Origin of the sequence: Geothrix terrae (assembly GCF_022808775.1) — a bacterium.
GTDB classification, from domain to species: domain Bacteria; phylum Acidobacteriota; class Holophagae; order Holophagales; family Holophagaceae; genus Geothrix; species Geothrix terrae.
Map to the genome: position 1 here is coordinate 115,794 of NZ_JAKZLA010000005.1, position 11,939 is coordinate 127,732.

Sequence of the window (11,939 nt, forward strand, 5' to 3'; positions counted from 1 at the left end):
CGTTCAGACACCGAGGCGCTTGCGCGTTTCGGCGGTGGGGACGCCATCCGGAGTCCAGCCGCGCACCCGATAGTACTCGGGCAGCATGACGTCGAGCTTGGACACGGCGCCCTTCTGGGGACCGGTCTTGGCGGGCTCCTTCATCAGGCGCGGCGGGAGGTTGTCGTCCTTGGCTGTGAAGCCGGCGGCGAGGTTGAACTCCCGCTCCATGTTCCAGATGCGTTCGCCCACCAGCAGCAGCCGTTCCTCGGACCAGTCGCCCTCGCAGGCGGCCTGGATCTGCGGCTGGATGTCCGACAGGCCCCAGGCGAAGGTGGTGAAGAGACAGATGCCGGCGGAATCCACCACGGCCGTGAGGTCCTGGAAGGCCTTCAGCATGGCGGGCTTTCCTTCCGTGGCCTGGGGTTCCATCTTCACGGGGATGCCCAGGACCTCGGGAGAAACCATGTAGCCGCGCAGGTGGCAGGCGCCCCGGTTGTTGGTGGCGTAGGCCAGGCCCATGCCCTGCAGGGCGCGCCCGTCGTAGGCCGGGAACTCCTGGCTCTTGACGGTCATGGACAGCTCGGGATGCCCGTACTTCGTGCAGAGCCGCTTGGAGCCCAGGCCCATGATCTTGCCGAAGCCCTCGCCCTTGGCGGTCAGCTCCGCCAGCTTGACCATGGCCTCCGTGGAGCCGAAGGGTAGCTTGAAGCCCACCTCCTTCTCGGTGAGGACGCCCATCTCATAGAGCTCCATGGCCGCGCCCACGGTGGCCCCGAACGTGATGGGGTCGAAGCCGTCCTCGTTGCAGAGGAAGTTGGCATAGGTCAGGGCCTCGAGGTCGTTCACGCCATTGGCGGCGCCCAGGGCCCAGGCGGCCTCGTACTCCACGCCACCGGAGGCGCCGTGGTACTGGGGCTTGTCCTTGACGCTGAAGTGGCCGGGATCCATGCGGGAGATGCGTCCGCAGGCGATGGTGCAGCCGAAGCAGGCGCCGTTGGTGACGAGGTTGGCCTTGCCGTCCGTGGGCCGCTTCTCGTGCATGGCCTCGCCGGAGATGTCGTGGGCGCCCTCGAACTGCACGTCGCGATGGTTCCGCGTGGGCAGCGCCCCCAGCTCGTTGATGACATTCATGAGCACCTGGGTGCCGTAGGTGGGGAGCCCCTGCCCCGTCACGCCGTTGGCGGCCAGCACCTTCTTGCCGGCCTCCGTGGCCGCGAAGAAGGCCTCGGGGTTGGCCATCTGGTAGGCATCGGTGCGGGTGCCGCGCACGGCCACCGCCTTCAGGTTCTTGGAGCCCATGACGGCGCCCACGCCGGAGCGTCCGGCGGCGCGGTGCAGGTCATTCACGATGGCCGCATAGAGCACGCGGTTCTCCCCGGCGCGGCCGATGGCGGCCACGCGGATCTGAGGATCCTGATGCTGGGCCTTGATGGTCTCCTCGGTCTCCCAGACGGTCTTGCCCCAGAGGTGGGAGGCATCCACCAGCTCGGCCTTGCCGTCGTTGATGAGGAGGTAGACGGGTTTCGGGGAGGCCCCTTCGAAGATCACCATGTCCCAGCCTGCGAACTTCAGCTCGGCGCCGAAGTAGCCGCCGGAGTTCGAGCAGGCGATGGCGCCCGTGAGGGGTCCCTTGGTGACCACGGAATAGCGTCCGCCGGTGGCGGCCATGGTGCCCGTGAGCGGGCCCGTCACGAAGATGAGCTTGTTCTTGGGCGAGAAGGGATCAACCTTCGGGTCGATCTCGGACACGAGGTACTTGGTGGCGAGGCCCCGCTGGCCCAGGTAGTCCTGGGCCCACTGCATGTTCAGCGGCTCCGTGGTGCAGGTGCCGGCCTCGAGGTTCACGCGGAGAACGTTCTTGGTCCATGCCATGGCAGTCGCTCCTCACACCGTCGCCGGGTTGGTGTCGGTCTTGCCGGCCCACTGGCGCATCTTCCCAAGCCCCGTCCAGTCGGCATCCACGTAGGTGATGGCGCCGGTCGGACAGGCCTTGGCACAGGCCGGCTCGCCGTCGCAGAGGTCGCACTTCTGCACCTTGCCGGTGGAGGCCACGTAGTTGATGGTGCCGAACGGACAGGCGATCGTGCAGACCTTGCAGCCCACGCAGGTGGGCTCCAGCACGATCTTCGCGCCGGTGACGGGGTCCAGCCGGATGGCGTCCACAGGGCAGGCCGTCATGCACCAGGCCTCGTCGCACTGCGTGCAGGTGTAGGGCACGAAGCGGCCTTCCTTGTGGAAGGTGAACACCTTGATCCGCGACTTCGCGATGGTGAAGCTGCGGTGGTTCTCCCAGGCGCAGGCCATCTCGCACTGAAGGCAGCCCGTGCACTTGTTGGGATCGATGTGGAGGGACTTCTGCATGGCGGAACCTCCTATGTGATGGGACTGTCGGGAATGGATCGCGATGATCATAGATCGGATAACGGGGGAGGGTGGCGCTCTTTTTCCCCGCCGAGATGGACCAGGAAAAGGGCGCCTCGCGGCGCCCTTTTCCTTTCAGCTCAAAGGCTCGTATTTCACCTGGAATCTCGGCGGACGGTTCACGTAGAGGATGTAACCCGCGCCGATCAGGGCAAATAGAAGGCTCACGTAGCCTGATCCCTCCTGGAAATCCGCCTCGAAGAAATGCTGCGCCGCCAGGAGGGCGAGACGGAGGCTCAGTCCACCTTCCACCTCCCTCGCCGCCGAGAACAGGATGAACAGGTAATCGCCGGCCAGGACCGTGACCACGGTCAGCAGCACCGTCAGGGCCCGGCCGACGTGGTTCACCTTCTCCATGCCCCGGTTGATGGCCCACGCCAGGGCCACGCCGATGCCGATGGCTCCCCACAGGAAGATGCGGTGGATCAGGTACGCGAGGCCGCCCCACAGGACCGCCAGCACCGCTCCAGTGACGGCGCCGTAGAGGAGCCCGGCCATCGGATTGGACACGAGACCGTCGTAGGCCTCCTTGGCCCGTCGCGCCTGCTCATCCTGGGATGCGCGGCAGGGCGTGCAGATCCGCACCGGGACGCCATCCGCCGTCCAGAGTCCCTCGCGAGTCTCCCGTCCACAGCTTTCGCACTGCTCCGCCACGGGTTTCGCCGCCTTCGCCGCGAACCCGACCAGGACCTTCAGCACGCCTGCGACGGCCTCGGGCTTGGGCGCGAACAGCGAAAAGGGCCAGTGGCAGACGATGCCATCCTCCATGAGTGTCAGCGACTTCAGGAGGGCCTTGGGCACGGCCTTCTTGCCCGTGGCCTGCCGGAGATCCTCGGAACCCGCGGCGAAGGCGGCGAGCCCGTCGGGCCCCGCCGACCAGGAGCCCTTGGCGAAGCGCACCAGGAACGAAACCTGTGAATGGTTCTGGTTTCTGCTCCAGGCGGCCGCCACGGGATATCCCTGCATGGACCCCACCGCGGCGGGGTTCTGCCAGGGACCCTTGGCGACAGGTTTCAGACTGGTGAGTTCCGCCAGGCGTACGAGACGTTTCTGGGTCATGGTTTCCTCATATCTAGGGTGGGGTCAGCCCAGGATACCTGGCTGTCGCCATTCCGGAAACCGCCCGCGCGCCTTGCCTCTGCCCAGGTTCGCGGGTGCAATGGGATCGGGAAGGAACCCTCATGAAAGCCATCTCCCTCCGCGTGGACGTCGACACCCTGGAAGGCTCGGTCACGGGCATCCCCACCCTGCTGCGCCTGCTGGACAAGCACCAGATGCGGGCCAGCTTCTACTTCAGCTTCGGCCCCGACAACAGCGGGAAGGCCATCCGGCGCATCTTCCGCAAGGGCTTCCTGGCCAAGATGCGGCGCACCAACGCCACCAAGCTCTATGGCTTCAAGACCATGATGTACGGGGTGCTGCTGCCGGCGCCCATCATCTGGAAGCGCGCCGCCGCCGAGATGCGGGCCGCCAAGGCCGCGGGTCACGAGGTGGGCATCCATGCCTGGGACCATGTGCAGTACCACGACCTGCTGGACCGCAAGTCGCGGAAGTGGCTGTCGGACTGGTACGTGAACGCCCACGAGGCCTTCGGCACGGTCTTCGGCGAGAAGCCCCTGGGCGCCGTGAGCCCCGCCTGGCGCTGCAACGACACCACGCTGGAGCTGCAGGAGGCCTACGGCCTGGCCTACGCCGGCGACTGCCGGGGCTTCGCGCCCTTCTACCCCATCGTGAAGGGGCGGACGCTCAGCACCCTCCAGATCCCCACCACCCTGCCCACCCTCGACGAGCTGCTGGGCCTGGAGGGCCGCACGCCGGGCCAGGTGAACCGCGAGGTCTGGGACCTGGTGCGGGAGGATGCCCTGAACGTCTACGCCCTGCACACGGAGGTCGAGGGCGGGGCCCTGTTCGAGACCTTCGACGCCTTCCTGGGCGGCCTGCGGGAACGCGGCGTCCAGGCCCGCACCCATGCGGACTGGCTGCCGGAGCTGAAGGCGGCCAGCCCACCGGCCAAGGCCGTCTCCCGCCGGGAGATCCCGGGCCGGGCCGGCTGGGTGAGCTGGGAGGGCTAGGCCCCGGGGAAGCCTCGCATGACGATGGCCCTTGCAGTACTCTCGGATCAATCCTTCTCCGAGGTCCCCATGCGCCTTCCGGTCCCGCTCCTGCTCTGCGCCCTGGCCCTGCCCCCCCTCGCGGCCCAGGCTCCCGAAGAGGCGCGCCTGAAGCGGGTGGAATCCCGCGTGAACAGCCTCAACTGGGAACTGGATGCGGTACGGAAGGCCGCGGACGACCAGCTCTGGTTCCTGCGGCTGTCGGACGTGGCCCTGGTGGACAAGGTGACCTACACCGGGCCGCCAAATCCCCGTGGTGAGGAGACCTATGGCATCAAGAACCAGCGGCACCCCTTGAAGATCCAGCAATACGTCTTCGTCCCCCGCAAGGCCGAGAAGGGCCGGAAGCTGCCCCTCATCGTGCTGCCCCACGGAGGCGTCCACGGCGACTTCGGCACCTACCACGCCCACATCGTGCGGGAGATGGTGGAGCGCGGCTACATCGTGATCGCGCCGGACTACCGGGGCTCCACGGGCTACGGCAAGGGTCTGTACGACGCCATCGACTACGGCGGCCTGGAGATCGACGACGTGGTGGCCGGCCGGGACTGGGCCGTGGAGCACCTCCCCGTGGACCCGAATCGCTGCGCCATGGTGGGCTGGAGCCACGGCGGCCTCATCGCCCTCATGGCCGTCTTCGACCATCCGGAGAAGTTCGCCGCCTGCTATGCCGGCGTGCCCGTGTCCGACCTGCTGGCTCGGGTGGGCTACGCCGGCGAAGAGTACCGGGACGACGCCGTGGTCCGGACCATGTTCGCCGGCAAGACTCCCAGCGAGGATGTGGAGATGGTGCGGCGCCGCAGCCCCGTCTGGAACGTCCAGAAGCTCCGCACCCCCCTGCTCATCCACACCAGCACCAACGACCGGGACGTGAACGTGGTGGAGGTCGAGACCCTCATCAACGCGCTCAAGGCCGCCGGCAAGACCTTCGAGCACAAGATCTACCAGGACGCCCCCGGCGGCCACAGCTTCAACCGCATCGACACCACCCTGGCCCTGGAGTCCCGCAGGGAGATCTATCAGTTTTTGGAGAAGCACCTGAAGTAATCCGCAATGCTTATCGGAGAAAACGAAGAAGCCCGGCTACGCCGGGCTTCTTCGTGGGGGTCCGGGGGTGTTCGCGCAGCAAAGCGGAGCGTGGACCTTAGATCCCCGCCACGCAGGCGTGGCGGGGAAACCCCCGGAGTGGATCAAGCGTGCTGCTTGAGCTTGTCCTTGCCGCCGAACCACTGGTCCCAGTACACCACCACGGGGCTGGCGATGTAGATGGACGAGTAGGTGCCAGTGATGACGCCGATGACCAGCGGGAAAGCCAGGTCCTTGAGGGCCGGGCCGCCGAAGAGCCAGAGGCAGACGCTGACGAACAGCACGGACATGGAGGTGAGAATGGTCCGGCCGAGGGTCTGGTTGATGGAGTCGTTCACCAGCTTAGTCACCGTGGCACGGCGGTACTCCGGCCGGTGGCTGTTTTCGCGGATGCGGTCGAACACCACGATGGTGTCGGCCATGGAGTAGCCCATCAGCGTGAGGAAGCTGGCCACCACGGGCACATTGAACTCGTAGCCGAAGGCGGCGAAGAGGGCCAGGGCCATGAGCATGTCGTGGATCAGGGACACGATGCCGCCCACGGCGTAGCTGGCCGTGAACCGGAACATCACGTAGACGAGGATGGCGCCCAGGGCCCAGGCCACGGCGGTGAGGGTCTTGCGCGTCCACTCGCCGGAGATGCTGGGGGAGAAGCTCTCGTCCTTGAGGATGCCCACCGCGCCCAGCCGGTAGCTCTTCTGGACGGTGTCCCGCACGACCTGGGGCAGGTCCTGCGGCAGCTCGGCAAAGCCCTGGTAGAGGCCCGAGGGCAGCCGGTCGCGGCCGGCGATGATCTTCTCCGCGAAGGGGGTGTAGGCGGCCTGCAGCGCCGTCTCGTCCCCGCCGATGCCGGCGGGATTGGCCTTCACCAGCGTGTCCGTCAGCGTCTTGGAGCCTTCGAGGTTGAGGGCCGGCAGCGCGCTGGTCGCGCCTTCGGGATCCAGCTGCTTGAAGATGGCCCGCAGGGCGTTGGCCTGGATGGTGCTGTCCTTCTGGTCCCCTTCCTTCTTGGCCTTCACCTTCACCGCGAAGTCACGGATCGACTTGTCGGGGTTCTCGTAGGCCACCACGGAGGCGTCGGAATAGCCCTGCCGGGCGAGAGCGGCGCGGATGGTCTCGGGTTCCATGGCGCCGCGGAACCGCACGGTCATGTCGTTGCCGCCCACGAACTGCATACCCAGATGGATGCGGTTGCTGTGGGTGAGATTCCAGGGCCGCACATAGAGGAGCGAGATCAGGATGATGCCCCAGCTGATGGCGATGGCGGTGCCCTTGTACTTCATGAAGTCGTAGGACGAGCCCTTGAAGAAGGTGTGGCTGCCCACGGAGAGGGTCTTGGTGCCGGGGTGGTGCTCGAGCACCCAGTCGTAGATGTAGCGGCTGATGTAGATGCTGGTGAACAGCGAGGCCACGACGCCCACGGTGAGGGTCACGGCGAAGCCCTTCACCGGGCCCGTGCCGAAGATGAAGAGCAGCAGGGCCGCGAAGAGCTGAGTCACGTGGCTGTCCACGATGGTCCAGAACACCCGGTCGAAGCCCGCGTCGATGGCCCCGGGCACGCTCTTGCCGAGGCCCAGTTCCTCCTTGATGCGCTCGAAGATGAGGATGTTCGCGTCCACCGCCATGCCCAGGGTGAGCACGAAGCCCGCGATGCCTGGCAGGGTGAGCGTGGCGCGGAAGGAGCCCAGCAGGCCCATCATCACGATCACGTTCACGGTGAGGGCCACGATCGCGTTGACGCCCGACCAGTGGTAGAAGATGACCATGAAGCCGATGATGGCGGCGAAGCCGATGACGGCCGCCCGCACACCGGCGTGGATGGAGTCGCGGCCCAGGCCGGGACCCACGACGCGCTCCTCGAGGAACTTCATGGGGGCGCGGAGGGCGCCGCTGCGGAGCTGGCTGGCCAGGTCGTCGGCTTCCTGGGCGGTGAAGCTGCCGCTGATGCGCACGGCGCCGCCGATGATCTTCTCCTTGGCCGTCAGCTCGGTGACGATCTTCCGGTCGAGCACGATGGCGATGTAGCGGCTCTCTTCCGAAGCGATGCCCGTGAGGCGGGCGAAGTCGTCGTCCCCCTTCTTGTTGAGGGTGAAGTTGACCTCGTTGGCCTCGGTCTGGGAGTTGGAGGCGCGGTGCGAGTCGATGATGTCGGCGCCATCCACGGCCACGCGGCTCTCAAGGAGGACCCACCTGCTGATCTTCTCCTCGCCGGGCTTGGCCTTCGCCACGGACTGGCCGGTGCGGCGCGCCTGGCGCTCGCTCTCGATCTCCGGGAACAGCTCGAATTCAGGCGGGATGGTCCCCTTGAAGAAGGCCAGGGCCTCCTCCTTGGAGTTGAAGTAGACCTGGGGAGCCTTCGCCACCAGGCGCTGCTCCAAGTGGCCCGGCGTGGCCAGCAGCTTCTTGATGCGTTCGCGGTCGCCTTCCTCGATGCCGGGGATCTCCACCACGATGCGGTTGCCCTCGGCACCGCTGGCCGTGATCTCGGGCTCCAGCACGTTGGCGGGGTCGATGTCGCGGATGCGCTTCTCAATGACCTCCAGGGCGCGCTTGTTGGCGTCATCCTTCAGCTGCTTCTGGTAGGAGTCGCGCTGGGTGAGCCGGAAGACGTCCCCTTCGGCGCTGAAGGCGTAGCCGGAGAAGTAGTCCTTGGCGACCTTCTCCACCGTGGCCTTCTGGTCCGCGCCCACGCCGTCGACCCGGAGGGCGTCGCCGTCCACCTGCACCACAGCGCCGGGGAGGCCCTTCTCCTTGAGGCGGGCGGTGAGGCGATCCCGGCTGTCGCGCAGATCAGCCGCGAGGGCTTCCTGGCCCTGGACCTCCAGCTCGAAGTGGACGCCGCCCCGGAGATCGAGGCCCAGCTTCACCTTCGAGAGGGGCGTGAAGAAGTAGCCGCAGCCGAACAGCACGGCGAGAACAATGGCGAGGCGCCAGAGGCTCCGCTTGGTCACGGGGCGCTCCTATACAGAAGGCGGGCCGGCGGATGCCGGCCCGGCAGGTCAGGAAGATCAGTTCTGGGATTCCGGTTCGTTGGCCAGGGCCGCCACGGCGGCGCGCCGGGCCTTGACCACGGAGCCGCCAAGCTTGATCCAGATGTGCTTGTCCTCGACGCGGTCGATGGTCGCGTAGAGGCCGGAGGTCAGGACGACTTCGTCGCCGGCCTTCAGCTTGGACAGGCGGGCCTCCATCTCCTTGCGGGCCTTGCTCTGGGGCCGGATGAGGAGGAAGTAGAACATCAGGGCCATGCCGCCGATGAACACGAACTGGATCCAGGCCGGGCCACCGCCGGCCGCGGGCTGCTGAAGAAGGGCGTAGATCATCTAGGGCTCCTCGGTCTGCCATCGGGCGCGCGCGATCTGGGCGAACGCCGGAAAGCGGTTTTCCAGCAAGGCCTGCCGCGCGTCGCGGGTGAGCCCCACAGTGTAGCTCAGGTTGTGGATCGTGTTCAGCGTGAAGCCCAGCAGCTCGCCGCAGCGGAAGAGATGATGGAGGTAGGCCCGGCTGAAGGTCCGGCAGGTGTAGCAGCCGCAGTCCGGGTCCAGCGGCAGGTCGGTCTCCCGGTGCCGGGCGTTCTTGAGGTTGAGCTTGCCCCGGCTGGTGAGGATGCGGCCGTGGCGGGCCTCCCGGCTGGGCAGCACGCAATCGAAGAGGTCCACCCCCTGCTCGATGCCGAATAGCAGGTCCTCCGGCGTGCCCACGCCCATGAGGTACCGCGGCCGGTCTGCCGGGAGCTCCTTCACGAACTCCGCCAGAACGGCGTTCATCTCGCCCTTGGGCTCCCCCACGCTGAGGCCGCCGACGGCGAAGCCCTGGAAGGGGGTCTTCGCATCGAGCTCCATCGCCTCCGCCAGGTGGCGCCGGCGCAGGTCCAGGTGGGTCCCGCCCTGGTTGATGGCGAAGAGCCCCTGGTGCGGCTGGAGCGGCACCGCCCGGCTGCGGGCCAGCCATCGCGTGGTGCGGGCCATGCTGATTTCAAGCTTGGCGCGCTCCATGCGGCCCGGCGGGCACTCATCCAGGGCCATGCAGATATCCGAGCCCAGGTTCCGCTGGATCTCCATGCTCCGCTCGGGAGACAGGAACTGCGGACTGCCGTCGACGTGGCTCTGGAAGGTGACGCCTTCCTCGGTCATCTTCCGGAGCGAGGCCAGGGAGAAGACCTGGAACCCTCCTGAATCCGTGAGGATGGGCCCATCCCACCCCATGAACCGGTGGAGGCCCCCCAGGCGGGCCACCAGGCTGTCACCGGGGCGCAGTCCCAGATGATAGGTGTTGCCGAGAATCACCTGGGGGCCCACCTCCCGGAGCTGGACCGGCGTGATGCCCTTGACCGTCCCCTGGGTCCCGACGGGCATGAAAGCCGGGGTCAGAACCTCGCCATGCGAGGTATGGAACCCGCCCGCTCTCGCGGGCCCGGAGGGGGGGGTGGAGGCTGGGGCGAATGAAAAATATGGGGTTGTGACCTTCGACATGGGATGCCCGGACCTTCTTAACAAAAATTAACAATTTCATTTGCTTGGGCCGCAGACGGGTGTTGCGAAACCAAGCAAAAAACAGCGAAAGACAGATATGGCGGGGATCAGGCCCGTCTTTCGAGCTTGACCAGCCGTCCGCCCTTTGCCATCTTAGCCGTTGGGCCAGCCCCAGCTCTTTATCCTCACCTTTCGTTGCCGGACCGAAGTTCCCATAGGTCCGGCGCGCTGTTTTTTCCCCTGGATTTTTCAAGGGAGTCGCATGAGCAAAGATCCCAAGAAATCACCCCCCGCCAAGCCGGTGGCTCCCGTGGAGACGCTTGAGGACGCTGTATACAAGTCCTCACTCGTCGCAGGGAATGAGGCGATCAAGCGGGGCAACCCCAAGGTCACCATTCCCACGACGATCGCCATGTACGCGCTCTTCGCGTTCATCGGGTTCCAGCTGGCGAAGCACACCGAGGCCGGGAAGAAGGTGATCAAGACGGTGGGCATCGACCTGGCAGAGCAGGTGGAAGCCGCTCCGCCGCCGCCCCCGCCTCCGCCGCCTCCGCCGCCGCCGCCGCCGCCGCCGCCGATGGCCGTGTCTGCCGGCAAGGTGGACACGACTCCCATCGATCCGCGCCAGGAAGTGGTGCCTGAGCAGGCGCCCAAGGAGCTTCCGAAGCAGGATCACTCCCTTGGTGGCGTCCCCGGCGGCGTCCCCGGTGGTGTTCCCGGCGGCGTCATCGGCGGCGTGGTCGGCGGTGTGGTCGGCGGAGTCGTCGGTGGCACCGGCAAGGTGGTGGACTTCGACTTCAGTCAGATCAAGGTGAAGTACCAGCCCCCCGCCCCTCCTTATCCTCCTCTCGCCAAGATCGCCAAGATCCAGGGCACGGTGGTCGTGGAGATCGTGGTCGGCCCCGATGGTGTGCCCACCTCGGCCGTCGCGAAGGAAGGACCTCCCCAGCTGCGGCCCACGGCTGAAGCCTACGCCATGCAGTGGAAGTTCGAGCCCGCCCTCCTGAACGGCGCACCCCAGTACGCGCGATTCAAGCTCACCATGCCGTTCCGGCTCCGGTAGCCCGCGCCCCTTCCCACGTCCAATCCTCTCTCCATTCCATAAGGAAACCTCATGAACCTGTTCACCACCCCCCTGATGCTCGGTCTTGCCGAAGGCGGCCACGACAGCTTCTCCGCCGCCGAGATCTGGCGTGCGGCCTCCATCGCCAACAAGTTCATCATCTCCGTCCTCTTCATCCTGATGGCCTATCAGATCTATGTGGCCATCGAGCGCTTCGTGACCTACGCGCAGAGCAAGCAGGCCTCCGACAAGTTCCTGAAGCTCTTCATGGACACGCTCCGCCGCGGCGACTTCGAGGCCGCCAAGCGCGCCGCCACCACCCACAACAAGAGCCACATCGCCCTGGTGCTGAAGCACGGCCTGGACATCTTCCAGTACGAGAAGCAGCTCAAGACCATGAACCCGAACCACGACGCCATCCAGCCCGTGGAGCGCGCCATCCAGCGCGGCACCGCCGAAGTGGTGGAGCTCCTCAAGAAGGGCATGAGCGGCCTGGGCACCATCGGCGCCCTGGCCCCCTTCATCGGCCTGCTCGGCACCGTGATCGGCATCATCAAGGTCTTCTCCGACCTGAAGACGAAGGGCGCCGGCGACATCAACGCCCTGGCCGGCTCCATCGGTGAGGCCCTGGCCACCACCGCCCTCGGCCTGTTCGTCGCCATCCCGGCCGTGTGGATCTACAACCTGCTGACCAACAAGCAGGACGTCGTCGTCACCAACATCAACAACGCGGCTTCCCAGATGATCGACGAGTTCATCCGCCGCGAGAGCCAGAGCTAAGGAACCGCCACCCAGCCCGGGGGCGCA

The 11,939-nt window shown here is 66.5% G+C and carries 10 protein-coding genes; 4 read left to right on the forward strand and 6 right to left on the reverse strand.

Translation table 11 applies throughout. The features are described 5' to 3' along the window. Positions 1-3 precede the first annotated feature (3 nt). From MLE42_RS11035 to MLE42_RS11045, 3 genes are all read right to left on the reverse strand, one after another. Entirely contained in the window at positions 4-1,854 is a 1,851-nt protein-coding gene (locus MLE42_RS11035) for an aldehyde ferredoxin oxidoreductase family protein (RefSeq protein ID WP_243287938.1), read from the reverse strand. A gap of 12 nt (positions 1,855-1,866) precedes the next feature. After that, positions 1,867-2,343: a 4Fe-4S dicluster domain-containing protein gene (locus MLE42_RS11040; protein ID WP_243287939.1), complete on the reverse strand. Its 477-nt coding sequence runs from the start codon at positions 2,341-2,343 to the stop codon at positions 1,867-1,869. Positions 2,344-2,478: 135 nt separating this feature from the next. Beyond that, a complete protein-coding gene (locus tag MLE42_RS11045) occupies positions 2,479-3,462 on the reverse strand; it encodes a hypothetical protein (protein WP_243287940.1) in 984 nt (327 codons plus the stop codon). Between the two features lie 122 nt (positions 3,463-3,584). Between MLE42_RS11045 and MLE42_RS11050 the strand changes: the two genes are divergently transcribed. Next, entirely contained in the window at positions 3,585-4,475 is an 891-nt protein-coding gene (locus MLE42_RS11050; RefSeq protein ID WP_243287941.1) for a polysaccharide deacetylase family protein, read from the forward strand. Positions 4,476-4,544: 69 nt separating this feature from the next. Further along, positions 4,545-5,561, forward strand: a complete 1,017-nt coding sequence (locus tag MLE42_RS11055) for an alpha/beta hydrolase family protein (protein ID WP_243287942.1) — start codon at positions 4,545-4,547, stop codon at positions 5,559-5,561. A gap of 143 nt (positions 5,562-5,704) precedes the next feature. Here MLE42_RS11055 and secD read toward each other — a convergent pair whose 3' ends face one another. Genes secD through tgt form a run of 3 tightly spaced genes read right to left on the reverse strand, consistent with a single transcriptional unit; the run spans position 5,705 to position 10,069 of the window. After that, positions 5,705-8,551 carry a protein translocase subunit SecD gene (gene secD / locus MLE42_RS11060; RefSeq protein WP_243287943.1) on the reverse strand — a complete coding sequence of 949 codons (2,847 nt, stop codon included), beginning with the start codon at positions 8,549-8,551 and terminating at the stop codon, positions 5,705-5,707. A gap of 57 nt (positions 8,552-8,608) precedes the next feature. Beyond that, positions 8,609-8,920 (reverse strand): preprotein translocase subunit YajC, encoded by a 312-nt coding sequence (gene yajC, locus MLE42_RS11065; protein WP_243287944.1) that lies wholly within the window; start codon positions 8,918-8,920, stop codon positions 8,609-8,611. Then, positions 8,921-10,069, reverse strand: a complete 1,149-nt coding sequence (tgt, locus tag MLE42_RS11070; RefSeq protein WP_275975870.1) for a tRNA guanosine(34) transglycosylase Tgt — start codon at positions 10,067-10,069, stop codon at positions 8,921-8,923. It abuts the gene before it with no gap. Positions 10,070-10,331: 262 nt separating this feature from the next. Here tgt and MLE42_RS11075 point away from each other — a divergent pair, with 262 nt between their 5' ends. Together MLE42_RS11075 and MLE42_RS11080 are read left to right on the forward strand one after the other, a co-directional pair. After that, positions 10,332-11,132, forward strand: a complete 801-nt coding sequence (locus tag MLE42_RS11075) for an energy transducer TonB (protein WP_243287946.1) — start codon at positions 10,332-10,334, stop codon at positions 11,130-11,132. Positions 11,133-11,183: 51 nt separating this feature from the next. Next, a complete protein-coding gene (locus tag MLE42_RS11080) occupies positions 11,184-11,912 on the forward strand; it encodes a MotA/TolQ/ExbB proton channel family protein (protein WP_243287947.1) in 729 nt (242 codons plus the stop codon). Positions 11,913-11,939: the final 27 nt, after the last annotated feature.